22 protein-coding genes are annotated in these 24,925 nt (G+C 71.0%); 15 read left to right on the plus strand and 7 right to left on the minus strand.

The genetic code is table 11. The features are described 5' to 3' along the window. Positions 1–216: 216 nt before the first annotated feature. Complete coding sequence (locus AC07EQ_RS21265; protein ID WP_478389656.1) at positions 217–1,035, minus strand: universal stress protein; 819 nt, start codon at positions 1,033–1,035, stop codon at positions 217–219. Positions 1,036–1,205: 170 nt separating this feature from the next. On the opposite strand from AC07EQ_RS21265, the gene AC07EQ_RS21270 reads away from it, so the two are divergent. Further along, positions 1,206–2,522 carry a nicotinate phosphoribosyltransferase gene (locus AC07EQ_RS21270; RefSeq protein ID WP_478389657.1) on the plus strand — a complete coding sequence of 439 codons (1,317 nt, stop codon included), beginning with the start codon at positions 1,206–1,208 and terminating at the stop codon, positions 2,520–2,522. Between the two features lie 4 nt (positions 2,523–2,526). On the opposite strand, the gene AC07EQ_RS21275 is transcribed toward AC07EQ_RS21270, so the two are convergent. Then, on the minus strand, positions 2,527–3,717 hold the full coding sequence (locus tag AC07EQ_RS21275; RefSeq protein WP_478389658.1) for a site-2 protease family protein: 1,191 nt from the start codon (positions 3,715–3,717) through the stop codon (positions 2,527–2,529). Between the two features lie 185 nt (positions 3,718–3,902). Here AC07EQ_RS21275 and AC07EQ_RS21280 point away from each other — a divergent pair, with 185 nt between their 5' ends. The 4 genes from AC07EQ_RS21280 to AC07EQ_RS21295 all read left to right on the plus strand — a co-directional run bounded on the left by AC07EQ_RS21280 (position 3,903) and on the right by AC07EQ_RS21295 (position 8,408). Further along, positions 3,903–4,877 (plus strand): magnesium transporter CorA family protein, encoded by a 975-nt coding sequence (locus AC07EQ_RS21280; RefSeq protein ID WP_478389659.1) that lies wholly within the window; start codon positions 3,903–3,905, stop codon positions 4,875–4,877. 496 nt (positions 4,878–5,373) lie between these two features. Continuing rightward, the gene (locus AC07EQ_RS21285) at positions 5,374–6,360 is read left to right on the plus strand and encodes a Bug family tripartite tricarboxylate transporter substrate binding protein (RefSeq protein WP_478389829.1); all 987 of its coding nucleotides are present in this window, start codon (positions 5,374–5,376) and stop codon (positions 6,358–6,360) included. Then, on the plus strand, positions 6,357–6,896 hold the full coding sequence (locus AC07EQ_RS21290; protein WP_478389660.1) for a tripartite tricarboxylate transporter TctB family protein: 540 nt from the start codon (positions 6,357–6,359) through the stop codon (positions 6,894–6,896). Before AC07EQ_RS21285 ends, AC07EQ_RS21290 begins: the two co-directional genes overlap by 4 nt. 3 nt (positions 6,897–6,899) lie before the next feature. Next, the gene (locus tag AC07EQ_RS21295) at positions 6,900–8,408 is read left to right on the plus strand and encodes a tripartite tricarboxylate transporter permease (RefSeq protein ID WP_478389661.1); all 1,509 of its coding nucleotides are present in this window, start codon (positions 6,900–6,902) and stop codon (positions 8,406–8,408) included. A gap of 151 nt (positions 8,409–8,559) precedes the next feature. On the opposite strand, the gene AC07EQ_RS21300 is transcribed toward AC07EQ_RS21295, so the two are convergent. Then, positions 8,560–8,823 (minus strand): GlsB/YeaQ/YmgE family stress response membrane protein, encoded by a 264-nt coding sequence (locus tag AC07EQ_RS21300; protein ID WP_358390810.1) that lies wholly within the window; start codon positions 8,821–8,823, stop codon positions 8,560–8,562. Between the two features lie 219 nt (positions 8,824–9,042). Here AC07EQ_RS21300 and AC07EQ_RS21305 point away from each other — a divergent pair, with 219 nt between their 5' ends. The 3 genes from AC07EQ_RS21305 to AC07EQ_RS21315 all read left to right on the plus strand — a co-directional run bounded on the left by AC07EQ_RS21305 (position 9,043) and on the right by AC07EQ_RS21315 (position 14,063). Further along, positions 9,043–11,316 (plus strand): bactofilin family protein, encoded by a 2,274-nt coding sequence (locus AC07EQ_RS21305; RefSeq protein WP_478389662.1) that lies wholly within the window; start codon positions 9,043–9,045, stop codon positions 11,314–11,316. A gap of 30 nt (positions 11,317–11,346) precedes the next feature. Beyond that, positions 11,347–13,038 carry a bifunctional metallophosphatase/5'-nucleotidase gene (locus AC07EQ_RS21310; protein ID WP_478389663.1) on the plus strand — a complete coding sequence of 564 codons (1,692 nt, stop codon included), beginning with the start codon at positions 11,347–11,349 and terminating at the stop codon, positions 13,036–13,038. A gap of 188 nt (positions 13,039–13,226) precedes the next feature. Beyond that, positions 13,227–14,063: a VOC family protein gene (locus tag AC07EQ_RS21315; RefSeq protein ID WP_478389664.1), complete on the plus strand. Its 837-nt coding sequence runs from the start codon at positions 13,227–13,229 to the stop codon at positions 14,061–14,063. Between the two features lie 7 nt (positions 14,064–14,070). Here the strand turns inward: AC07EQ_RS21315 and AC07EQ_RS21320 are convergent, their stop codons facing one another. Continuing rightward, positions 14,071–14,340: a GlsB/YeaQ/YmgE family stress response membrane protein gene (locus AC07EQ_RS21320; RefSeq protein WP_132485074.1), complete on the minus strand. Its 270-nt coding sequence runs from the start codon at positions 14,338–14,340 to the stop codon at positions 14,071–14,073. A 301-nt stretch (positions 14,341–14,641) separates the two neighbouring features. Here AC07EQ_RS21320 and AC07EQ_RS21325 point away from each other — a divergent pair, with 301 nt between their 5' ends. Then, positions 14,642–15,517, plus strand: a complete 876-nt coding sequence (locus tag AC07EQ_RS21325; protein WP_478389665.1) for a hypothetical protein — start codon at positions 14,642–14,644, stop codon at positions 15,515–15,517. Positions 15,518–15,533: 16 nt separating this feature from the next. Here AC07EQ_RS21325 and AC07EQ_RS21330 read toward each other — a convergent pair whose 3' ends face one another. Then, positions 15,534–16,424 carry a LysR family transcriptional regulator gene (locus AC07EQ_RS21330; RefSeq protein ID WP_478389666.1) on the minus strand — a complete coding sequence of 297 codons (891 nt, stop codon included), beginning with the start codon at positions 16,422–16,424 and terminating at the stop codon, positions 15,534–15,536. Between the two features lie 85 nt (positions 16,425–16,509). Here AC07EQ_RS21330 and AC07EQ_RS21335 point away from each other — a divergent pair, with 85 nt between their 5' ends. Next, the gene (locus AC07EQ_RS21335) at positions 16,510–17,352 is read left to right on the plus strand and encodes a PhzF family phenazine biosynthesis isomerase (protein WP_478389667.1); all 843 of its coding nucleotides are present in this window, start codon (positions 16,510–16,512) and stop codon (positions 17,350–17,352) included. Between the two features lie 6 nt (positions 17,353–17,358). Here AC07EQ_RS21335 and AC07EQ_RS21340 read toward each other — a convergent pair whose 3' ends face one another. Further along, positions 17,359–17,790 carry a MarR family winged helix-turn-helix transcriptional regulator gene (locus AC07EQ_RS21340; RefSeq protein WP_478389668.1) on the minus strand — a complete coding sequence of 144 codons (432 nt, stop codon included), beginning with the start codon at positions 17,788–17,790 and terminating at the stop codon, positions 17,359–17,361. A gap of 55 nt (positions 17,791–17,845) precedes the next feature. Between AC07EQ_RS21340 and AC07EQ_RS21345 the strand changes: the two genes are divergently transcribed. Continuing rightward, entirely contained in the window at positions 17,846–18,172 is a 327-nt protein-coding gene (locus AC07EQ_RS21345) for an antibiotic biosynthesis monooxygenase family protein (RefSeq protein ID WP_478389669.1), read from the plus strand. Positions 18,173–18,464: 292 nt separating this feature from the next. Here the strand turns inward: AC07EQ_RS21345 and AC07EQ_RS21350 are convergent, their stop codons facing one another. Beyond that, positions 18,465–19,673 (minus strand): acetyl-CoA C-acetyltransferase, encoded by a 1,209-nt coding sequence (locus AC07EQ_RS21350; protein WP_478389670.1) that lies wholly within the window; start codon positions 19,671–19,673, stop codon positions 18,465–18,467. A gap of 185 nt (positions 19,674–19,858) precedes the next feature. Here AC07EQ_RS21350 and AC07EQ_RS21355 point away from each other — a divergent pair, with 185 nt between their 5' ends. The 4 genes from AC07EQ_RS21355 to AC07EQ_RS21370 all read left to right on the plus strand — a co-directional run bounded on the left by AC07EQ_RS21355 (position 19,859) and on the right by AC07EQ_RS21370 (position 24,793). Further along, a complete protein-coding gene (locus tag AC07EQ_RS21355; RefSeq protein WP_478389671.1) occupies positions 19,859–21,379 on the plus strand; it encodes a 3-hydroxyacyl-CoA dehydrogenase in 1,521 nt (506 codons plus the stop codon). Between the two features lie 208 nt (positions 21,380–21,587). Beyond that, on the plus strand, positions 21,588–22,763 hold the full coding sequence (locus tag AC07EQ_RS21360; protein WP_478389830.1) for an acyl-CoA dehydrogenase family protein: 1,176 nt from the start codon (positions 21,588–21,590) through the stop codon (positions 22,761–22,763). Between the two features lie 214 nt (positions 22,764–22,977). Continuing rightward, a complete protein-coding gene (locus AC07EQ_RS21365; RefSeq protein ID WP_478389672.1) occupies positions 22,978–23,985 on the plus strand; it encodes a glycoside hydrolase family 5 protein in 1,008 nt (335 codons plus the stop codon). A 10-nt stretch (positions 23,986–23,995) separates the two neighbouring features. Continuing rightward, positions 23,996–24,793, plus strand: coding sequence for a heparin lyase I family protein (locus tag AC07EQ_RS21370; protein ID WP_478389673.1), 798 nt, complete (start codon positions 23,996–23,998; stop codon positions 24,791–24,793). The last annotated feature ends 132 nt before the right edge of the window (positions 24,794–24,925 follow it).

Raw genomic sequence — 24,925 nt, forward strand, 5'->3', positions numbered from 1 at the left:
GGGTCCCCCCTTTTCCCCCACGAAGCCACCATAACCCTGGGAGGGGGGTTTTTTTTCTACAAAACCCATCCCCCCCCCCCTAACGTTTTCGCGCGAAAACGGCGCCCCGCGCCGCGGACGACCACGTCCCGCACATGCCCGCGCACCATTCCGGAACGACCCTTGAGATCCTCCCTTTTCGGGCAGGGCGGGTTCGAATGCGGCCATCCACTGTGGTCAGCGGGGGACCACCGCGACCGGGCACGGCGCGTGGTGCAGGACGCCCCTCGCCACCGAACCCAGCCGCAGCGCGGTGAAACCTCCGCGCCCGCGCTGGCCGACCACCAGCAGCTGCGCGTGCTGGGCGGCGTCGCACAGGGCCGTCACGGGCGGGACGTTCGACACGATCCGGCGCACGGCGACCTCCGGGTAGGCGTCGCCCCAGGCCGACACCTGCTCGGCGAGGCGCAGTTCGGCCTGGGTGAACAGCTTGTCGCGGTCCGGGCCGTCGTGGGGTCCAGGGGTGAGGTAGCTGTTCGGCAGCGCCTGCACGGCGACCAGTTCGCTGCTCCGCCGGTTGGCGGCGTCGAAGGCGTAGTGCAGGGCGGTCCGGCTGCCCGGCGAGTCGTCGACCCCGACGACGACCGGGCCGGACTTCGCCGGGCCCACACCGCGCACCACGACGACCGGCGACGTGGCGTGCGCGGCCACGGCAGCGCTGATCGAACCGAGCAGCGCGCCCCGGAGGGCGCCGTGCCCGTGGGAACCCACCACCAGCAGCCGGGCGGATTCCGACCGGTGCACCAGCTCCGCGGCGGGATGGCCGTAGGCGACCTCGTCGACGATGTCCAGCTCGCCGGCGGCGTGCCGGCAGCGGGCGTCGATGTCGTGGACCAGCTCCTTGGCGTAGGGCTCCCGCGCCGGATCGTCGCTGACCAGCACGAGCCGCAGCGGAACCGACAGCCGGACGGCTTCCGCTGCCGCCCAGAGCGCCGCCCGCGCCGATGCGCCGGAGCCGTCCACTCCGACCACGACGGACTGTTCTTCTCGCGCCATGCTCCGCGCCCCCACGAGGTTCCTGCGCGACCGTGCCAAGCGGGCCGGGCGTGGCGCTAGGGCCGATCGGCCCTACCGGCGCGTACGGGAGCGCGCGCCCCTGGTGACCATCTCCTCTGGCCGGGGCGGCGCGGCGGGCGCAACCGTCGATCCGGGAGGCGACCGCGGCGATGACGGGTCTGTGCACCGATCTCTACGAGATCAGGATGGCGGCCGGCTATCTGCGCCGGGGCATGACGTTGCCCGCGACGTTCAGCCTGTTCGTGCGGGAACTGCCGCGCGAGCGCGGGTTCCTGGTCGCCGCGGGGCTCGCCGATTGCCTGGACTTCCTGGAACGGCTGCACTTCGCCGCCGAAGACCTGGCCTACCTCGGCGACGTCGTGCACCTGCCGGAAGGAGATCTGGCCGCGCTGGCGGAACTGCGCTTCACCGGCGACGTGCTGGCCGTTCCCGAGGGCCGGGTGGTCTTCGCCGGTGAACCCCTCCTGGAGGTCACGGCGCCGCTGCCGCAGGCGCAGCTGGTGGAGACGGCACTGCTGAACTTCGCGACGTTCCAGACGGCGGTGGCGGCCAAGGCGGCCCGCTGCCGGATCGCCGCGCCGTACGCGGGCCTGGTCGACTTCGCCGCCCGCCGCACCCACGGCCTGGAGGCGGCCCGGGCGGTCGCCCGTGCCTCGGCCATCGCTGGTTTCGCGGGCACCAGCTACGTCGCCGCCGCACGTGAGTTCGGGCTGTGGGCCGCCGGGACGATGGCGCACTCCTACGTCGAGGCGTTCCCCGACGAGCGCACCGCATTCCGCGCGTTCGCCGCCGATTTCCCCGATGCCGTGGTGTTCCTGGTCGACACCTACGACACCCTGCGCGGCGTGCGCACGGCGATCGACGTCGCCCGGGAGCTGCCCGTCGGCAGCCGCATCGGGATCCGCCTGGATTCCGGCGATCTCGGCGACCTGGCGGTGCAGGCGCGACGGCTGCTGGACGACGCGGGATTCCCGGGTGTCCGGATCATGGCCAGCGGCGGGCTCGACGAGCACGCGCTCGCCGAACTCGCCGCCGCACCGATCGACATGTTCGGCGTGGGCACCAGGATGGGCGTTTCCGCCGACGCGCCGTCCCTGGACAGCGCGTACAAGCTGGTCGAGTACGGCGGGACGCCGGTGATGAAGCTGTCCGCGGGCAAGCTGACCGCGCCCGGCGCGAAACAGGTCTACCGCGGCGAGCCCGGGCAGCCCGACCTGCTCGCACTGCGCACCGAGGACCCGCCGCCGGGCCGTGAACCGCTTCTGGAGCCTGCCATGCGCGGCGGCGCGCGGGTGGCACAGCCGGAGCCGGTCCAGGCGGCGCAGCGCCGGTTCGAACACGACCTCCGGTGGCTGCCCGAACCGGCCCGGCGCCTCATCGGCCCGGAGCCGGTCGAGGTGCACGCGACGCCGATGCTGCGGCGGTCCGCCGAATCCGTCCGGCACCGCCTGGAACAGGCGTTGTGAGCGCTCAGCGCGGCCGACCGGGATACCACCAGTTCGGCGGCGGGGCCTGCCGGTTCGCTTCGCGTTCCACCGCCGCGGGCAGGATGACGTGGACGCCGCGCGCCGCGACGGCACGGTCGATGTCCGACGGCGCGACGATGCCCACCAGCCGGCCGTCGTCGAAGATCAGGACGTGCCCGTCGGTGGAGTCCGATAGCCGGGGCAGGACCGCCGCCAGCGGCTCGTCCGGTGCCGCGGTGGGCACGCGGGCCATCGGGCAGGCTGCGTCGCGCAGCGTGGCGGGTGGCTGGCCGCAGGCGGTCAGCGAGCGGATCCGGCGGAGGGAGACCAGTCCGTCGACCCCGCCGTCCTCGCGCACCACGGGGAAGCTGGCGTGCGCGGGGCGGCGGTCCAGGAACTCGCCGGTCGTCGAACGGCCGTCGACGGTCTCGACCGGATGCGACATCACGTCCCGCATCAGCACCCCGGACAGTGCCATCCCCGCGCGGGCCTGGCGCTCCTCGGCGAAGGCGATGCTCGCGACGAAGAGCCCCAGCAGGATCCACCACATCCCCTCGGGGCCCTGGAGGATCGACTGCGCGAATCCGGCGGCGACCAGCAGGCCACCGAGCCCGAGCCCGGCGCGGGCCGACCACGCGGCCGCCTCGAACCGGTCGCCGCGCCACCGCCACAGCGCGGCGCGCAGCACGCGGCCGCCGTCCAGCGGAGCGGCCGGAACGAGGTTGAACACCGCCAGCACGAGGTTCAGCAACGCCAGGTAGGTCAGCACGCCCACGACGAGGCCGCCCGCACTGACCCTGGCCGCGCCCCAGGCCAGCACCCCGAAGGCCACGCCCGCCGCGGCGCTGGTGACGGGCCCGACGATCGATATGCGCAGGTCGGCGCCGGGACTGCGCGCCTCGTCCCGCAACTGGGCGATCCCGCCCAGCAGCCACAGCGTGATGCCCTCGACCGCGACACCGTTGCGGCGGGCCACGATCGCGTGCGCGAGTTCGTGCGCCAGCAGCGAACCGACCAGGAGGACCGCGGCGGCCAGCCCGGCCAGCGCGTAGCCGACGGCGGAGTGCCCGGGGAACGCCAGCGGTAGCTGGTAGCCCGCCAGCCCGATGGCGACCAGCACGACGATGCCGAGCACGCTCCAGTGCAGCCCGATGCGCACCCCAGCCACTCGTCCCACCGGGACCGTTCCGCGCATGACCGCACCTCTGCCGGATTGAGCCTCACCCCCAGTGTGCCTCCCCGTTCCCAGGATCACGCCGGGCCGGCGGCGGCCATCGCGGGAACGGCGAACCACGATCCGGGTGGGGCGGTTGTATCCCGGATCACGTGTTCGACGAAGTCCTCACGTCTTCCGGGGTGTGATCGCTAGCCTGTCCGGTCATGGCTCGCACCCGCGTGTACCGCAACGGCATCCTCGACGCCGAAGACTTCCCCGTAGCCGACGTTTCCGACCACCTCGCCGACACCGCCGCGACGGTGTGGCTGGACTTCTGCGCACCCACGGCCGAGGACCTGGCCGCCATCAGCGAAGAGCTCGGGCTGCACGAACTGGCGGTGGAGGGTGCGATCCACACCCAGGAGCGGGCCAAGCTGGAGTGCTTCCGCACCCACTCGCTGCTCACGGCCTACGCGGTGCGGATGAACCCGCAGACCGGGCACCTGCGCGCCTCGGAGCTGGCGGCCTTCATCACCGACCGCGCGCTGGTCACGGTCCGCAAGGACGAGCACTTCGACATCGACGCCGTCGTGCACCGCTGGGACACCGCGCCGGAGGGGTTGGCCAAGAGCGGAGCCGGTTTCCTGCTGCACGGGCTGCTGGACTACATCGTCGATGGCCACTTCGAGGCCGCGCAGGTGCTGGACGACCAGATCGAAGCGTTGGAAGATCTGGTGTTCGACGACAAACCGGACCACGACGCCCTGCAACGGCGCTCGCTGCACCTGCGCAAGAGCCTGGTGCGGATGCGGCGCGCGGTCGTGCCGATGCGGGAGGTGCTGAACACGGTCGCGCGGCCGGACATGCGGCTGGTCGACGAGACCCTGGCACCGTACTTCCACGACGTCCAGGACCACGTGCTGCGGGCCTCGGAGTGGACCGAGTCGCTGCGGGATCTGATCACGACGGTGCGGGAAACCCAGCTCAACCTGCAGGGCCACCGGCTGAACATGATCATGAAGAAGGTCACCGGCTGGGCCGCGATCATCGCCGTGCCCACGGCGATCACCGGCTTCTACGGGCAGAACGTGCCGTACCCGGGCGCCCAGCAGCCGTGGGGTTTCTGGGTTTCGGCGTCGGCGACCGTGGTGCTGTGCATCGCGATCTACACCCTGTTCAAGAAGCGGGACTGGCTGTAGCGCAAGGCGAACCGCCGCCGCTCACCCCGATTCACTGTCCCTTGTGGATGGTACTGATTCCGGGGCCGTGATCGCGGCACGAGTCCGTCTCGGATTGATGAAGCGGAGCTCCGCCGATGGGTCGAACATGTGGCGGCAGCCTGGGATCCAGGTGAACGACCGGCACTATTTTGTCTACTGTGGATGATCATCCTAGGCGGGCGCCGGTGAACGTCGACTTCGGACGGGAACCCGCCGCCGCGGCGCCAGGTAGCCTGGCCGGGGCGGCAGGTGCGGGGGAGGTCCAAGTGGTGTTCGGTGGCGCAGTTGACCATCCAGCGGCGGCGCGGCGGGACACTGCCCGTCGACGTCGAGGCCACCTGAGAACCCGCACCTTCGGGTCGGTGACAGAACTTCCACAACTTCCGATAGGTGCTAAAGCGAGACGCCGCGTGGTGCCGTGCGGCACCATCACCCACCACCTGGTCCGGGAGACCGGTGTCACAGTGAGGTGATGATGCGGAAGTTGAAAGTGGTCCTGGCGGTGCTGGGCGCGGCGCTGCTGGTGTTGCTGGTGCCGCCCCTGGTCAGTTCGGGGGGCGATGCCCCGGGCTCGCAGATCCGCGGCCTGCGGTTCATGGTGCCCAACACGCCGGGTGGCGGTTACGACATCACGGCCCGCACCGCGGTGAAGGCGATCGAGGACACCGGGCTGAACGGGCCGACCGAGGTGTTCAACCTGCCCGGCGCGGGCGGCACGGTCGGGCTGGGCAGGCTGGTCAAGGAGTCGGGCAACGGCGCGATGGTGATGTCGATGGGCCTGGGCGTGGTGGGCTCGGTCTACACCAACCACTCGCCGGTGTCGCTGCAGAACACCACGCCGATCGCGAAGCTCACCGAGGAATCCGACGTCATCGTGGTGGCCAAGGACTCCCCTTACCAGAACATCGCCCAGCTGATCGCGGCGTGGAAGGCCGACCCCGGCGCGGTTCCGGTCGGCGGCGGCTCGTCGCCCGGCGGCCCGGACCACCTGGCGCCGATGCTGACCGCGAAGGCCATCGGCCTGTCCGCGAAGCAGGTCAACTACGTGCCGTTCGACGGTGGCGGCGAGCTGATGGCCTCCGTGCTCGGCAGCAAGGTCGCCTTCGGCGTCTCCGGGATCGGCGAGACGCGCGACCAGATCGCGGCCGGCGAGCTGCGGGCGCTGGCGGTGACCAGCCCGGAGCGGGTGCCCGGCATCGACGCGCCGACCCTGCGGGAGTCCGGCGTGGACGTCAGCTTCACCAACTGGCGGGGCATCGTCGCGCCCCCGGACATCACCGAGCAGGAGCGGGAGAAGCTGATCTCGCTGTTCACCAAGCTGCACGCCAGCGAGCAGTGGCAGCAGGCCATGAAGCTCAACGGGTGGTCCGACGCCTTCCAGACCGGCGATGACTTCGGCGCGTTCCTGGCGTCCGAGAACGACCGCGTCGCATCGGTGCTGAAGGAGTTGGGGGCGGCATGAGTTCCACCGTGGACAAGACGGAGTCGCCGGCGGAGCCGGTGCGCGAGAGCTGGTGGCGCACGCACTCCGAACTCGGCATCTGCGTGCTGCTGCTCGCAGTGGGCGCGCTCGTGCTCGTCGACGCGGCCCTGATCCCGACCGATTTCGCGCAGCGCGGCCCGGTCGGGCCGAAGGCGGTGCCGGTCGTGGTCGGTTCGCTGCTGGTCCTGGTGTCGTTGCTGCTGGCGCGGGACGTCCTGCGCGGCGGCCGCGGCGAGGCCGAGGCCGGCGAGGACGTCGACCTCGATGCGCCGACCGACTGGCGCACGCTGCTGTTGCTGTCCGGGTTCTTCCTGCTCAACGCGGCGCTGATCAACATCATCGGGTTCCCGGCCTCGGCCGCGATCATGTTCTGGGGTGCGGCCTACGCGCTGGGCAGCCGCAACCTGGTGCGGGACCCGCTCATCGCGGCCGCCATCTCGGTGCTGACGTGGCTGGCGTTCAACGAACTGCTCGGCGTTCCGCTGCCCGGTGGCCCGCTGATGGGGGTGCTGTAACCGATGGACCTGACGAACCTCCTGGGCGGTTTCGCCACCGCCCTGACCCCGCAGCACCTGCTGTTCGCCGCGATCGGCGTGGTGCTGGGCACCGCCGTCGGCGTGCTGCCGGGCATCGGCCCGGCGATGGCGGTGGCGCTGCTGCTGCCGGTGACCTACGCGTTGGATCCCACCGGCGCGTTCATCATGTTCGCCGGCATCTACTTCGGCGGCATGTTCGGCGGATCGACCACGTCGATCCTGCTCAACACCCCCGGCGAGAGCGCCGCGGTGGTGGTGGCCATCGAAGGCAACAAGATGGCCAAGAACGGCCGGGGCGCGCAAGCGCTGGCCGCGGCGGCCGTCGGGCACTTCGTCGGCGGCCTGGTCGGCCTCATCCTGCTGGTGCTGCTGGCACCGGTCATCGCGGGCTACGCGGTCGACATCGGCGCGCCGGACTACTTCGCGTTCATGGTGCTGGCGTTCGTGGCGACCTCGACGGTGCTGGGCAGCTCGCGGATCCGCGGCTTCGCCTCGCTGCTGATCGGGTTGACCATCGGGCTCGTCGGGCTCGACCAGATGAGCGGGCAGGCCCGGCTGACCTTCGGTTCGCTGCAGCTGGTCGACGGCATCGACGTGGTGCTCGTCGCGGTCGGCCTCTTCGCGGTCGGCGAGTCGCTGTGGGTCGCCGCGCACCTGCGCCACACCCAGGAGAAGCCGATCCCGGTCGGCCGGCCGTGGATGTCCCGGCAGGACCTCGGGCGGGCGTGGAAGCCCTGGCTGCGCGGCCCGCTGATCGGTTTCCCGTTCGGCGCGATCCCGGTCGGGGGCGCCGAGGTGCCGACCTTCCTGTCCTACACCGTCGAGCGGCAGCTGGGCCGCCGCAAGGGCACGTGGGGCAGCAAGGGCGCGATCGAGGGCGTCGCCGGCCCGGAGGCCACCTCGACGTCCAGCGCGGCGGGCACCATGGTCACGATGCTCACCCTCGGCCTGCCGACCACCTCGGTGGCCGCGGTGATGCTGGCGGCGTTCCAGCAGTACGGCATCCAGCCCGGTCCGCTGCTGTTCCAGCGCGAGTCGGACCTGGTGTGGGCGCTGATCGCGAGCATGTTCGTCGGTCTGGCGCTGCTGCTGGTGGTCAACCTGCCGCTGGCGCCGGTGTGGGCGAAGCTGCTGCAGATCCCGCGGCCGTACCTGTACGCGGGCATCCTGTTCTTCGCCAGCGTCGGTGCGTACGCGATCGGCGGCGAGGCGATGGATCTGGTGCTGCTGTTCATCATCGGGGCGATCGGCTTCGCGATGCGCCGCTTCGGCCTGCCGGTGCTGCCGGCGATCATCGGCGTCATCCTGGGCCCGACCGCGGAGCTGCAGATGCGCCGGGCGCTGCAGATCAGCGACGGTGACCTGACGGGCCTGGTGAACTCGCCGCTGGCGATCGTGGTCTACGTGATCATCGCGATCCTGCTCACGTACCCGCTGTGGAGCCGCCTCGTCCGCCGCACGCCGAAACCGGCGGACCGGGTGGACGCCTGACCCATCCGGACGAAGGGCGTCTTCGGGCACATCCGCCCGAAGACGCCCTTCGCGCACGTTCTGGAGCTCCGCAATTTCCATTGAAATCGAAACTTCGATTTCAATGGAAATTGCGGACGGATGTGTTCCGCCGCCGCGTTCGGGTGGGGGCTCAGCTCCGGGGCTTGCCGAAGATCAGGCGGTAGCCGACGAGCAGGATGAACGCTCCCAGCACCGCCAGGCCCCAGGTGCGCAGGTCGAAGAACGTGCCGAGCTCGACGTGGAAGAGGGTCTTGCCGACCCAGCCGCCCACGAAGGCGCCCGCGACGCCGAGCAGGATCGTGACGATGCAGCCGCCCGGGTCCCGGCCCGGCATGAGCGCCTTGGCGATACCGCCCGCGATCAGTCCCAGCACGATCCAGCTGATGATGCCCATCGGCGTCCTCCCTGACGTTTCGTTGTACGGCGGGCGCAGCATTCCAGATCACCGGATCGGGGTCCGCTCCCGATCGGCCCGTCGTGATGTTGATCTCAGGAATCCGCGCGATCCACTGTGGACCCGATGCGGCGTCCGGCCGAAAGTCGCGTTGTCGCGGTGGCCGATCGGCTACGGTGCGTGTGGATCACTTGGTTCGACAGCGATGGAGAGCACGCCGTGCCGGGCAGACCGTGGGACAACGGTGGACCGCAAACCGCCGCCGAGCGGCGCTTCGACGAGCTGCTCAGGCCCAGCAGGGCGCCGGCGCAGCCCGCCGACGAGCCCGCCCCGGGCGAGGGCAACGGCCAGGTCGAGCCCGCGGAGCGGGTGATCCGCGGCGAGTACTTCACCCGGCGGCTGATCGACTCCCTGGAGGAGGGCGGCTGGCGGCTGTTCAACCGGCGCGGCGCCCAGCCGCTGGTGATCGCGGTCGAGAACGCGCTGCTCACCGGCCGGGTCGAGCTGCGCAACGCCGACCTGCCCTACCTGCTGGAGTTCGTCGGCTGCCGGTTCGAGACGGCCCCGGACCTGCGGCAGGCCCGGCTGGCCGGGCTGGTGATGTGGAACTGCCGGTTCCCCGGGATCAACGCGCGCAACCTCTCGGTCAGCAACGACACCGTGCTCCGCCGGTGCCGGAGCATCGGCGGCATCGTGGACCTGGCCGACGCCGATCTCGGCGGCTCGCTGCTGCTCAACGACAGCGAGCTGCGCAATCCCGGGCGGCGCGCGATCTACGGCGACCGGCTCAAGGTCTCCGGCGCGCTGCTGGGCATTCGCCTGCAGGTCGCGGGCGAGATCCGCATCCCCGGCGCGCAGGTGGGCGGGAACCTGACGCTCTCCGGCGGAACCCTGCGCAACCGCGGCCGGAACGCGCTCAACGCCACCGGCATCCAGATCGGCGGCTCGCTGCGGTTCGACGTCGACCGGAACACCGACCGGGCGTTCACCGCGGCCGGCCGGCTGCTGCTGCCGAGCGCGCGCATCGCCGGCGACCTGCGGCTGCGGAACGCGCTGCTCGAACCGGGCGTTCAGCCGCCGCGCCGCGGCGACTCCCAGCACGACGACCCGGCCGCCACCCTGGTCGCCGACCGCGCCGACATCCGCGGCGACATCCAGTTCGACCAGAACTTCCGCAGCGGCGGAACCCTCCGGCTGGTCAGCGCCACCGTCGGCGGCAATCTGCGGATGGCGGGCGCGCAGATCGATCTGCGCTGGCTGCGCCCGCCCGCCGCCTCGGTGGAGCAGCCGTTGCGCGCGGCGCACCTCGACGGCACGCAGATCTTCGGCAACCTGGACGCCCGCAACGTCGTCGTGCGAGGCCAGTTCCGGATGACCGACGTCACGGTCAACGGCAGCATCCAGTTCAACAACGCGAAGCTGGTGGGGCCGCGCACCGACGTCCTGCGGGCCAGCCGGGCGGTGGTGGGCAGCAACCTGGAATGCCGCGAGGCCGAGATCATCGGGTCGCTGCAGCTGCAGGGCGTGCGGGTCGGCGCGAACGTGGACCTGCGGTCGGCGCGGCTGACCAAGCCCGCCTGGCACCAGCACCGCAAGGGCTACAAGGCGTCGCTGGACCTGCGAGCGGCCCAGATCGAACGAGACCTGGTGTGCGCCGAGGGCTCGCGGACGTTTCGCGCCGAGGGCGCGGTGGAGCTGCGCTGGGCCACGATCGGCCGGCACCTCAACTTCTGGGGCTGCGAGCTCGGCGACGGCTTCTCCCCGGCGGCGCTCAACGCCTTCGGCGTGGTGGCGCAGGAGCTGACGCTGCTCCCGCACAGCGCGCCGCAGGGGCGGATCACGTTGCGGCAGGCGCGGTGCGAGCTGCTCGCCGACAACGCCGTGATCTGGTCGGCCAGGGGAGGGCTCGACTTCGAGGACTTCGGCTACGAGAACTTCTCCGAGTCCTTCGAGCTCACCGACCAGGACCGGGTGCAGGAGCGGCTGGGCTGGCTGCGGGCCACCTCCGGCGGCGCCTACCAGCCGGGCCCGTACGACCAGCTCGCGAACGTGTTCCGGGCCAACGGCCTGGAAGAGCACGCAGTCACGGCGCTCATCGAGAAGCAGCGCCACCGCTACGCGGCGACCAGCGCCACCACCCGGCCCGGGCTGCGGTGGACGGTGCGGTTGTGGAGCCTGCTGCAGCGGATCACCGTCGGCTACGGCTACCGCCCGCTGCGGGCGCTGGCCTGGATGCTGCTGTTCGCGACCGCCGGCACGGCCTGGTTCGCCGTCCACCCGCTGATCCCGGTCAACGAGCAGGACCATCCGGTGTGGAACCCGCTGCTGTACACATTGGACCAGATGCTGCCGGTGGTGACCCTCGGCCAGGACGACATGTGGCAGGCCCGCGGAACTTCGCAGTGGGTGACCGTCGTCCTCGTGGCCGTCGGCTGGCTGCTGGCGACGACCGTCGCGGCGGGCATCAGCAGGGGCCTGCACCGGGAACGCTGACCGGACGACCACGAAACCGGAGGAGAACCAGTGGGACGACATCGGGTTGGCCGCCGCATCGCGGCGATCGGGACGGCGGCGCTGGTCGCCGCGGCGTTGCCGGTGGCGGCGAACGCCCAGCCGGGGCCCACGGCGGAGGTCCGGCTGATCGCGTTCAACGACCTGCACGGCAACCTGGAGCCGCCGGCCGGTTCGTCCGGGAAGGTGACGTTGCCCGACGGCGGCACGGTCGACGCCGGTGGCGCCGCGTTCCTGGCCACCCACGTCGCCCGGCTGCGCGCCGAGAAGAGCAACTCGCTGGTGCTCTCGGCGGGCGACAACATCGGCGCGTCGCCGGTGAACTCGGCGCTGTTCCACGACGAGCCGACCGTCGAGTTCCTCAACGAGGTCGGGGTCGCCGCGGCGGTCGTCGGCAACCACGAGTTCGACGAGGGCTACGCCGAGCTCCAGCGCGTCCAGTCCGGCGGCTGCCACCCGGCCGACGGGTGCCAGTTCCGCGATTCCTACGGCGGGGCCGACTTCCCGTACCTCGGCGCGAACGTCGCCTTCGACGACGGCCGGCCCGCCCTGGCGCCGTTCAGCGTCGAACGCGTCGGCGGGGTGCGGATCGGGATCATCGGCGTGACGCTGGAGGACCTGCCGGCGATGGTCACGCCCGAGGCGATCAAGGGCCTGAAGTTCGGCGACGAGGTCGAGGCCATCGACCGCACGGCGGACCTGCTGGACAGCGCCGGGGTGAAGGCCCAGGTGGTGCTGCTGCACCAGGGCGACAACACCGAGGGCGGCGGCCCGGACGACTGCCGGGTGACGCCGGGTCCGGCGACGGAGATCGCCGCCAACGCCTCGCCGAAGGTCGACCTGATCTTCACCGGGCACAGCCACCAGCAGTACAACTGCGTGGTCGACGACCCGGCGGGCCACCCGCGCACCGTGCTGCAGGGCGGCTCCTACGGCCGGCTGCTGTCGGTGGCGGACCTGACCATCGACCGGCGGACCGAGGACGTCGTGCGCCCGGCGACGAAGGCGCACAACGAGATCGTCACCCGCGACGTGCCGCCGGACCCCGCCGCGCAGAAGCTGATCGACGAGGCCGCCGGGAAGGCCAGGCCCATCGCGAACCGCCAGGTCGGCACGATCACCGCGGATCTGCTGCGGGAGCCCGTGCCCTCCGGCGAGTCCGCGCTCGGCGACGTGCTCGCCGACGCGCAGCTGGAGGCCACCACCGGCAACGGCGCGCAAGTGGCGATCACCAACCCGGGCGGGATCAGGACGGACCTGGTGCACGCCTCCTCGCCGGAGGGCGAGGGCGACGGGGTGGTCACCTACGGCGAGGCCTACGCGGTGCAGCCCTTCGGCAACGTCATGCAGACGATGACGCTGACCGGGGCACAGCTGAAGAACGTCCTGGAACAGCAGTGGCAGCCGAACGCGACGCGGATCCTGCAGGTCTCCTCGACGCTGCGCTACACCTACTCCGCGTCCGCGCCCGTCGGTTCGAAGGTCTCCGGCATCACCATCGCGGGCAAGCCGGTCGACCCGAACGCGCCCTACCGGGTGTCGGTGAACAACTTCCTCGCCGCCGGCGGGGACGGGTTCACCGAGTTCGCCGGGGGAACGGAAATCGCCGGTGGGCCGGTGGACCTCGACGCGCTCGTCGGCTACCTAGGCGCGCACGCCGGGCTGGCGCCGCCGCCGACGGATCGCATCGCGGTCGCCCCGTAACGCGGCTCGTGGGGCCCGCGCACCCCGGGCCCCACGGGAGTCGTTCAGGGAAAACACGTTTCGGCCCCCGATGTCCGAATTCTCCGGCTGCTTGGCCGGATCGTGATCTTCGCCGACCCGTCGCCGCGCGAACCGGCGCGATAATGGGCTTGATGATCATGAGCCGACCACTGGGGGGTGGGCCTGTCGTGGGAACCCGATCGGATGCGCCGCGCGAAGACCTCCGCGCCGGGACGCCGTGCTGGATCGAACTGATCACCACCAACGTCGACAAGGCCTGCGAGTTCTACTCCGGGCTGTTCGGCTGGGAGTACGAGACGCACCGCGATCCGCGGGCCGGGCTGCACGTGATCGCCCTGCAGGAGGGCTTCCCGGTGGCCAGCATCCGCGAATCCGCCGACGACCGCTCGCAGTGGCGGTTGTTCCTCTCCACCGACAACAGCTCGGCCACCGCCGCCGCTGCCGGGAGGCTGGGCGCGCAGATCATCGTGCCGCGCAGCCGGGTGCCGGAGCTGGGCGTGAAGCTGGTGCTGTCCAGCCCCGCGGACGACGAATTCGGCCTGCTGGAGCCCGACGAGGCCTGGCAGTTCGACGTCGGCCTGCCGGGCACCCTGGTGTGGGCGGAGCTGGTGACCATCAAGGCCCAGACCGCGGACCACTTCTACGGCGAGCTGTTCGGCTACACCGCGGAGCAGTTCGGCACGGAACACCGCACCGGGTACGCGGTCTGGTACCTCGACGACGAGTCGATGCTCGCCCGCGTCAGCATGATCCGCGAGCTCATGAGCACCCAGGCCCGGCCGCACTGGCTGCTCTACCTCGGCGTCGACGAAGCCGTCGGGACCGACGACCTGGTGCACCGGGCGATCGCCCTGGGCGGCCGGGTCCGGGTCGATCCCTACGATTCGAGCCTCGGCCGCGCGGCCGTCCTGCGGGACCCGACCGGGGCGCGCTTCGCGCTGGTCGACCCCAGTCAGGCCAGCGAGTACGGCAGCGCGGCCAACGACGATCCCTACGACGACTGAGACCGGGTCAGCGGTTGAGGCGCTTCCGCCCGGTGACCTTGTTGTAGACGACCAGGACGATGACGGCGCCGATGATCGAGCCGATCCACCCGGCGGGCTGGAAGCCGCGGAAGCCGACGGTGAGCAGGCCGAACAGGAAGCCGCCGACGACCGATCCGGCGACGCCGATCACGATCGTCATCAGCAGGCCGATGTTGTCCTTGCCCGGCACCACGGCACGGGCGATGAAGCCCGCGATCAGCCCGAACACGATCCACCCGATGATCGTCCAGAACATCGCACTCACCCCATCGTCGGTGGTCCATCCCTGCCGGATCAACGCTACCGGATCGCGCAACCACGAGGCGCCGCCGCGGCCGCCGACCGTCCTGTTTCGACAGTGGTGATCCGGCGAGCGCCCGGTGATTGCCCACGTCAAACGGACATTCGCGGACGAACGTGGGGGAGGTAACAGCCCTTGTCCGGCTGGCCGAAGCTCGCCGAGATGACCGGCAAGGCCATCGCGCCGAATTCCTGCTTTCGCCGGTCCCCGGGCGCATGGGCCTGGGACGATGGCTCGACTTCGTCGAAGGAGGAGCATGGACCTACCGTCGGTTCCCGCCAGCGTCACCGCCCTGATCGGCTCCGGGAAGCTGCCGCCGGAATTAGCCGCGTTCTTCACCGCTTCCGGAGGGCTGGCCGAGGAGACGGGTTGGGGGCACGTCTCGTCGGCCGTGGAGGAGCGGCTGGCGGCCGGGGATGTGGCCGAGGACGTTCGAGGTGTGCTGGCGCTCGCCGGCGCGTACGGCCGCCTGGACGAGCTCGAAGACTGCGTGGACCCGGACGAGATGGACGAGGACAACGACCGGGCCGTCGAGCTGCTGGAGGCAGCCGAAGCCGGCGGCGTCGACGAGGACGAGACCGCCGAGCTGTGGTGGTACTCCAACCACCTGCGGGAGTCCGCGGACGGCATGCGCCAATACATGGAGGAGATGGACACCTACGTCGCCAAGCACGGGGCGACTCCGCGCGGGCGGCTGGAAGCGAAGCTGGGCCCGGCCAACGACCTCTACGCCGCCGGCGATCGCATCGCGGCGGTCGCGTTGTTCCGCGAGGTCGCGGAAACCTCCCCCTGGGACTCCGATTTCAGCGGCTGCTCCGACCTCATCGGCGTCGGCTGGTGCCGCCTGCTGCACGACACGGCCCACGTCGACGGCCCGGAGGCGGCGCGGAAGACGTGGCAGGAAGCCAGAACCCACTTCCGGGCGTCCCGGTTTCCCCAGGAGAGCCACGCCTGGCCGTTGATCGAGATGCTGTTGGGCACCGGGGTGCCGGACATCATCGAGGTGATCATCCGTGGGTGGATCGAGGCGGCCGAGGAGGCGGGCGAGGGGGACGTGCCGGTGACCGAGGACCAGCAGCGCATCTTCGAGCTCGCCCTGGCCGAGATCGAGGCTGCCGCCGGGACGGGCTAGTGGATCCCGTTGCAAATCAACGGGATTGCCGCCCGGCCTGCGCGATGGCTTCGGCGGTGGTGGTGACGGCGGGGGAGGCCCACCTGCGCTGGTTCGTCACCAGGTGCAGCGGGGTTTCGGCCGGTTCCGGGCCGTTCACGCGGCACAGCGATCCGTTCGCCAGCTGGTCGACGACGGCGAGGCGGGGCAGCACGGACAGGCCGAGTCCGGCGGCCACGCAGGAGCGGGCCGCTTCGATGCTGCCGAAGCGGGTGATCCGCGGCCGCGCCGCCGATGCCGCCGTGAGATCGCGCAGGAACCGGTCCGTGTAGGAACAGCCTTCCTCCAGCAGGAAGTACTGGTACGCCGGGAGATCCTGCCAGTCGTGGTGTCCATCGGCGGCCGGGTGTCCCGCGGCGGCGACGAGCTCGATGGCCTGCCCGCCGATCGTCCGCGCGGCGTACTCGGTGGCGACGTCGTCGTCGAGCAGCAGCGCGATGTCCAGGCCGCCTTCCGGGCGCCCCAGGCCCTGCAACGCGTTCGCGGTGCTCAGTGGCTTCAGGTGCACCTGGATGTCGGGGTGCGTGGTGGCAAGCGCCGAGATCACCTGCGGAAGCAGGTACGCGCACAGCGATTCGGTGGCCCCGATGACGACCTCGCCGGCGATGGTGCCGCCGCTGCCCGCCGAGTCGTGCAGCCGCCGCTCGACGTCCAGCAGGTCGCGGGCGTGCGTCGCGACGCGCCGACCCGCGTCGGTCAGGCGCGCCCCCTGCGGGAGGCGGTCGAACAGCCGCACGTCGAGCTCGCCCTCCAGCGCTTTGATGTGGCTGGTGACGGTGGATTGGACGACGTGCAGCTCCGCGGCGGCGGCGGTGAAGCTTCCGGTGCGGGCCAGGGCCATGAAGGTCTGCAGGAGGCGGGTGTCCACGGGTGGGAGGCTATCGAGTTTTGAAATAGGGTCAATCGAGATCAATCGTTGGACGCGATAACTCCCTGGTGGCAGAGTTCTTGGCATGACCGATGTGCAGCGCTTCTCCGCATTCACCACCGACCCCAGTGGCGGCAACCCCGCCGGTGTCGTCCTCGACGCCCGCGAGCTCGACGACGCCACCATGCAGCGGATCGCGGCCGGCGTCGGCTACTCCGAAACCGCCTTCCTCGCCCCGATCGAGGCCGCCGAGCGCCGCTACCGGCTCCGCTTCTTCAGCCCGCTGGCCGAGGTCGCGTTCTGCGGTCACGCCACGGTCGCCACCGCCGTCGCGCTGGCCGAGCGCGACGGGATCGGCGACATCACCTTCGAAACGCCCGCGGGCACCATCGAGGTGAGCACCGACGAGCGGGAATCGATCGTCGCCAGCCTCACCAGCGTGCCCGCCCACTCGCGGCCGGCGACCGCCGACGAGCTCGGCCGCGCCCTGGAGGCCCTGCGCTGGTCGGCCGACGACCTCGACCCGGCCTGGCCGTCGCACGTAGCGTTCGGCGGCAACAACCACCTCGTGCTCGCCGCGCGGTCGCGCGAGCGCCTGGCCGATCTCGACTACGACTTCGACGCGCTCGCCGACCTGATGCGCGAGTACGACTGGACCACGGTGCACCTGTTCTGGCAGGACGAGGCGGGAGTCGTGCACGCCCGCGACCCGTTCGCGATCGGTGGCGTGGTCGAGGACGCGGCGACCGGCGCCGCGGCGGCCGCCTTCGGCGGCTACCTCCGGACCCTGGGGAAGGTCTCCGAGCCGGAGCGGATCACCATCGTGCAGGGGCAGGACATGGGACGGCGCAGCGAGCTCATCGTCGACATCGACCCCGAGGACCCGCGGGTGACCGTCACCGGCGCCGCCGTGCCGATCGTGCAGTAGGTCGCGTCAGCCGCCGAGGTTGTCCGAGCATCTGGCGAGCAGGGCCGACAGGCGGTCCTGCTCGCCGGCGGAGAACCCGGCGAGCATCCGCGCCTCGGTCTCGGTGACCACGCTTTCGGCCGTGCGCAAGCGCTTTCGGCCTTCGGCGGTGAGCGCGACCGGCCGGGCGCGTCCGGTCGTCGCGCGCTCCGCGACCGACACCAGGCCGGCCTTGCGGAGTCCGTTGAGGACGTCCCGCAGCGACTGGCGGGTGACGAAGCAGAGCCGCGCCAGCTCCGCGGCCGGGATGTCCGGGTGGTCGGCCAGGGCGCGCAGCACCGCGTACTGCGACATGGACAGCTCGACCGGGCGGAGTCCTTCGTCGCAAGCCTGGCGGAGCAGCTGCTGCACCCGTTTGACCAGGTAACCGGGCCGGTTCTGGGTGGGGACTTGACTCATGACAGGAACCTTACACATACTGGTTGATGTAAGGAACCTGACATAGGGAGTGCGCATGCCCACCACGACGATCGACCCGAACGCCGACGTCGCCACGCTGATCAACGTCTTCACCGTGATGCCGGAGCGGCAGCGCGAGCTGGTGGAACTGCTGGTGCGCGCGACCGAAGAAGTGATGCAGCACCGGCCGGGATTCGTCGCGGCCAACATCCACACGAGTCTCGACGGCACCCGCGTGGCGAACTACGCGCAGTGGGAGAGCGTGCAGGCGTTCCAGGAGATGCTCGCCGACCCGGCGTGCCAGGAGCACATGTCGGCGGCGCGTGAGATCGCCGACGCGGAGCCGTTCCTCTACGAAGTGGCGTCGGTGCACCACGGCTAAAGCCCGTTTCCAGGCTCGTTTTGCGTGGCGGCGGTGCGGGTTGCGGCCCCCTGCGGGAGTTACAGGGGTCTTCTCGCTGTGGGATCCCCGACATCATGAATGACCAATTCACCACGTCGGGGCTGTCCTCGCGAGAAGACCCCTGAGAACCCGCGGCGGTGCCGGTTGCGAGGGTGAGCTAAGCGCCTTCGGCGCTTCAAAGACAACGACCTGCGCTACCGCAGCCCACACTCGGCACATCCAGGCAGCCTCTGCGGGCACCCGTGCGTCACGGGTGCCCTTCCGCCTTTGATCAGATGCGTTCGAAGACGGCGGCGAGGCCCTGGCCGCCACCGATGCACATCGTTTCCAGGCCGTAGCGGGCCTCGCGGCGGTGCATCTCGCGCGAGAGCGTCGCGAGGATGCGGCCGCCGGTGGCGCCCAGCGGGTGGCCCAGCGAGATCCCCGAGCCGTTGACGTTGAGCCGCTCGAAGTCGGCGGGCTTGAACTCCCATTCGCGGGTGCAGGCCAGCACCTGCGCGGCGAACGCCTCGTTGAGCTCGATCAGGTCGACGTCGGCCAGCCCGATTCCGGCGCGCTGCAAGGCCTTCGCGGTCGCCGGCACCGGTCCGATGCCCATCGTGCGCGGCGGCACCCCGGCCCGCGCCCAGGACACCAGCCGCACCAGCGGCCGCAGCCCGAGCTCGGCCGCGCGCTCCGGCGTCGTCACCACGCACACCGCGGCCGCGTCGTTCTGCCCGCTGGCGTTGCCCGCGGTGACCGTCGCCTCCGGATCGGCCTTGCCCAGCACCGGCTTCAGCGCCGACAGGGTGTCCATTGTGCTCTCCGGGCGCGGGTGCTCGTCGACGTCGACCGCGGTGTCGCCCTTGCGAGAGCGCACCGTCACCGGCACGATCTCGTCGGCGAAGAGCCCGGCCTGCTGCGCGGCGCCGGCGCGCTGCTGCGAGCGGACCGACAGCTCGTCCTGCTCGGTGCGCGAGATTCCGTATTCGCGGCGCAGGTTTTCGGCCGTTTCGAGCATTCCGCCCGGCACCGGGAAGTTCTTGCCGCCCGCGGTCACCCGGCCGCGAGCCAGCGCGTCGTGCAGTTCCAGCCCGCTGCCGCGGATTCCCCACCGGGCCTCGGTGGTGTAGAACGGCGCGCTGCTCATGCTCTCCGCGCCGCCGGCCAGCACCACGTCGCTGACGCCGGTCTGCACCTGCATCGCGGCGTCCAGCACGGCCTGCAGACCGGAGCCGCAGCGGCGGTCCACCTGGGTGCCGCCGACCTCGACGGGCAGGCCCGCGTCCAGCGCGGCGACGCGGCCGATCGCCGGGGCGTCGGAGTTCGGGTAGCACTGGCCGAGGATCACCTCGTCGACCGCCTCGCCGGGCAGCCCGGTGCGCGCCAGCAGCGCCTCGATCACCGTCGCCGCCAGCTCCACGGCCGGCACGGTCTTGAACACCCCGCCGAACCGGCCGATCGGGGTCCGCAGCGGTTCGCAGATCACCGCTTCGCGCATCGCTTGCTCCTTCGAGTCCCGGTGGCGGCCGCTCCGCCGCCGTTTCGTTCGTAGCACAGCGCCGCGGTGTGCCGAAATGCTCGGCGATTATGTTCGATGACGTCTTACTGATAGGTCAATTCAGTATTGGACGGTATTGGCAAGCCGTGCGATGGTGCGTCGGAGGAAACCTTGGGAGGTCGGCCATGCAGTGGGCGCAGCAGGTCAACACCGTGCGGGTGATCGGCACCGGCGTGATGGGGCGCGGCATCGCGCAGCTGGCCGCGGCCGCCGGGCTGACAGTGGAGCTCGCCGACGCCCGTCCCGAGGCCGTGTCCGCCGCGGTCGACCAGATCGGGCAGATGTTCGACAAGCTCGCCGGCAAGGGCCGGATGACCGGTGCCGACGCCGCCGCGGCGCGGGCCCGGCTGCAGCCGGTCGGCAGCCCGCTGGCGCCCACCGGGTGCGACCTGGTGATCGAGGCGGTCCGCGAGGACCTGCCGACCAAGTGCGAGCTGTTCGCCGAGCTGGAGAAGATCTGCCCGGCGCACACCGTGTTCGCCACCAACACCAGCTCGTTGTCGGTGACCTCGATCGCCACCGCGCTCGCCGACCCCGGCCGGCTGGCCGGCCTGCACTTCTTCAACCCCGTCCCGCTGATGCGCCTGGTCGAGGTGATCCCCGGCGCCCGGACCGCCGAGTGGATCCCGGCCGCGCTCGTCGACCTGGTGCGGCGGCTGGGCCACCAGCCGGTGCGGGCCACCGACACGCCGGGCTTCCTGGTCAACCACGCCGGCCGCGGGCTGATCACCGAGGCGCTGCAGATCCTGGGCGAGGGCCTGGCCGCGCCCGCCGACGTCGACCGGATCTGCCGCGACGTGCTGGGCCTGCGGATGGGCCCGTTCGAGCTGATGGACCTCACCGCGCTGGACGTCACGCACCCGGCGACGGAGAGCATCTGGTCCGGCTACTACGGCGATCCCCGGCTGCGGCCGTCGCCGATCACCCGCTCCCGCCTGGAAGCGGGGCTGCTCGGCCGCAAGGTCGGCGAAGGCTTCTACGCCTACGCCGACGGCGCGAAGCAGGAGCCGCCCGAGCCGCAGGCGCCGCAGGCGGAGACGCGCCCGATCTGGTCGGACAACGCGGAGCTCCTCGACGCGCTGGGCGCGGCGGGCGTGCCGGTGGAGCGCGGCGACGAGCCCTCCGAAGCAGCCGTCATCCTCCTCACCCCGTACGGCCACAGCGCCGCGACCGCCGCGCTGTCGGCCGGGCTGCCTCCGGCACGGGTGTGCGGGGTGGATCCGCTCAGCACGGAGAAGCGGTTCACGCTGACCGTGCACCCGGCGACCGATCCGGCGCTCGCCCGCTCGGCCTGGGCGGCGCTGGCCGCGACCGGCGGGGCGGTGACCGTCGTCCGCGACGGCGCGGGCATGATCGCGCAGCGGCTGCTGGCGTCGATCGTGAACACCAGCTGCTTCATCGCCGAACAACGTCTCGCCACGCCCGGCGACATCGACACGGCGGTGCGCCTCGCGCTCGGTTACCCGCGCGGTCCCCTGGAATGGGGACAGCACGTCGGCCCGCGCCGCGTGCTGGCGGTGCTGCGCGCCCTGCAGTCGGCCACCGGCGACCCGCGCTACCGGCCCAGCCGCTGGCTGGCAGACCGAGCCGAACTCGGCCTCGACCTCACCGAAACCGGCACCACGCCGCAAGACCTGCTCGCCTGACCCGAGGTTTGCGCCGCCGAAGCGAACGGCCCGTTCACCGCACCTAGCGGAACGAACGGTCCGTTCACGTCGACCTGCGGGTGGGGCGGTTCCGTTGGGGTGGCTGGTCGGAGGAAGTGAACGGCCCGTTCGCCCCGTCCAGCGGGACGAACGGTCCGTTCACCTCGGACCGGTAGGCGAGCCCGTGGCAGGACAAACGAAGCGCGAGATGCAAGAGGACACTGTGGACTTTGAACTGACCGACACCCAGGTCGCCTTCCGGGAGATGGCGGCCCAGTTCGTCGACGCCGAGATCGTGCCGCACGTGCGCGAGTGGGACCGCCGCGAGGAGGTCGACCTCGGGATCGTGCGCAAGCTCGGCGAACTCGGCTTCCTCGGGCTGACGCTCCCGGAGGAGTACGGCGGGGTCGAGGCCGACATGGTCAGCTACGCGCTGGTCATCGAGGAGCTCGGCCGCGGCGATTCCTCGGTGCGCGGCATCGTCTCGGTGTCGCTGGGACTGGTGAGCAAGTCCATCGCCACCTACGGCACCGAGGAGCAGAAGCAGCGCTGGCTGCCGATGCTGGCCAGCGGCGAGGCCCTGGGCTGCTTCGCGCTGACCGAGCCGGACGCCGGTTCCGACCCCGGTTCGCTGACCACCCGCGCCCGCCGCGAGGGCGAAGATTGGGTGATCACCGGCCAGAAGATGTTCATCACCAACGGGACCTGGGCCAAGGTCGCGCTGCTGTTCGCGCGCACCAGCGACGACGGCGGCCGCGGCATCACCGCGTTCCTGGTGCCCACCGACTCGCCCGGCTTCACCGCGAACACCGTGCACGGCAAGCTCGGCCTGCGCGGGCAGGCCACCGCGGAGCTGGTGCTCGACGAGGTGCGGGTGCCGGATTCGGCGCGGCTCGGCGAGGTCGGCAAGGGCCTGGGCATCGCCCTGGGCGCGCTGACGAAGGGCCGGATCTCGGTCGCGGCCGGCGCGGTCGGCGTGGCGCAGGCCGCGTTGTCCGCCGCGACCCGGTACGCGGGGGAGCGCGTGCAGTTCGGCAAGCCCATCGCGGCCCGGCAGCTGGTGCAGGAACTGCTCGCCGATTCCGCCGTCGAGGTCGAGGCCGCCCGGCTGCTGACCTTGCGCGCCGCGTCGCTGGCCGAGCGCGGGGTGTCCCGCCAGGAGCTGACCACCGCGTCGTCGATGGCGAAGCTGCACGCCAGCGAAACGGCCGTGCGGGTGTCCAACAACGCGTTGCAGGTCTTCGGCGGGTACGGCTTCATCGACGAGTACCCGGTGGGCAAGTACGTCCGCGACGCGCGCGTGCTGACCCTCTACGAGGGCACCAGCCAGGTCCAGAAGCTGATCATCGGCCGCGCCCTCACCGGCGTCGACGCCCTCACCTGATCAGCGTTCACGAATCTGAACGAAGGGCACTCCTGCTCGGCACCGCCGACCGGGGGTGCCTCTTTCGCATGGGTGGTAAGTCCCTGTTCCGGGGTATTGACGGTGTTTTGCCGGTATCGCTATCGTGACGCGAACTGGAAACTAAGTTTCCTGTTTCCCGCCGCCAGGATCGGGAGCCGCACCGCGGCTCTGCTCTTCGACCGAGGAGAAATCGATGAGGTGGCAGAACTCCGCACGCGCCGTCACGATCGCCGCGGCCCTGCTGTTGACCAGCACCGCGGCCCAGGCCACAACCCAAGAGCCGGAACTGGATCCCGTTGTCGCCAACGGGATTTTGTCTGTCTGCGGCAAGACGCTGTGCAACAACAGCGGAGCCCCGGTGCAGCTGCGCGGCATGAGCACGCACGGCCTGCAGTGGTACAGCCAGTGCGTCAACGACGCGTCGCTGGACGCGCTGGCCGACGACTGGCAGGCCGATGTGCTGCGGATTTCCATGTACATCCAGGAAGGCGGCTACGAGGACGACCCGGCCAAGTTCACCGAGCTGGTCGACAAGTACGTCGAGGCGGCCAGCCGGCGCGGCATGTACGCGATCATCGACTGGCACATGCTCGATCCCGGTGACCCGAACTACAACCTGGACCGCGCCAAGACGTTCTTCGCCGAGATGGCCAAGCGGCACAAGGACAAGACCAACGTCCTCTACGAGATCGCCAACGAGCCCAGCGGCGTCGAGTGGTCGCAGATCAAGAGCTACGCCGAGGAGCTCATCCCGGTGATCCGCGAGCAGGATCCGGACTCGGTGGTGCTGGTCGGCACCCGCGCCTGGTCGTCGCTGGGGGTTTCGGAGGACTCCAACGAGCAGGAGATCGTCGACAACCCCGTCAACGCCGACAACATCATGTACACGTTCCACTTCTACGCGGCGTCGCACGGGCAGGAGTACCTGGACACGTTGTCGCGCGCGGCCGACGAGCTGCCGATGTTCGTCACCGAGTTCGGCACGCAGGAGGCCACCGGCGACGGCGGGAACGACTTCGACATGGCCCAGAAGTACATCGACCTGATGGCGTCGAAGAACATCAGCTGGACCAACTGGAACTACTCCGACGACTCCCGCTCCGGCGCGGTGTTCAAGGAGGGCACCTGCGAGAACGGGCCGTACCCGGGCACCGACCAGCTCAAGCCCGCGGGCGCGTGGGTCCGCGAGCGGGTCAGGTGAGGTGATCCCGGTGCGGAAACTGCTCCGCGCGGGCGCGGCGATCGCCGCGGTGCTGGGGCTGGCGGTCACCGCGGCGGATGAGCTGCGGGTGCCGGAACCGGCGCCGGCCGTGGCGGCGGACCCGCGGGTCCAGGCGCCCGTCTGGACCGCCGAAACCGACCGCGGTACCTCGGTCTTCGAGGGGATCGAGACCAAGCCCGGCAGTGTCGAGGTGGTGGCCGATCCACATGGCGAGCACGGCGACGTGTACCGGCTGCACACCTCCGGCGTGCCCGAGGGCTCGGAGCGGGTGCGGGTGGAGTCGCGCGGCCACAAGACGCCGGACGGCGGCAGGCTGCGGTTCACCGAGGGCGACACCTACTACATCGGGTGGCGTTCGATGTGGGACCCGCTGCCGACGAAGACCGGGGAATGGGTGGCGTTGTGGCAGCTCAAGGACTACGGGTCGGGTGCCGCCACGCCGCCGCTGTCGCTGCGGGCCCGCGGCGACGTGCTCGACCTGGAGTACTGCGACCCGGACATGAAGACGACGCAGCTGTGGAAGATCCCGCTGCCAAGGGACAGCTGGAACAGCTTCGTCGTCGGGGTGCACGTCTCCAGCGATCCGGGCAAGGGCTGGGTCGAGTTCTGGCACAACGGCGAAGAACAGGTCCTCAATGGACAGAAGCAGTTCCCGGCGGCGACGCTGCGCGCCGACTTCGTGACCGACAAGTGGGGCGTGTACCGCTCCGACGGCATCACCGGGGAGGCCACGGCCTACCTCGCCGACGCCAAGGTCGGGAGGTCGTACGCGGACGTGGCCGGGTGACGGCCGGCAAGAGGGCCGTGGGGGTTTTTTGTTTTTCTTTTACCCCCAACAAACCCCCCCCCCCCCCCCCCACCACCCCCCCCCCTCCTTCCGTCCCCCCGTTTCGACCATCTCGTGTGGGGGGGATTTCTC

This window comes from Saccharopolyspora sp. NPDC045839, from assembly GCF_056431645.1.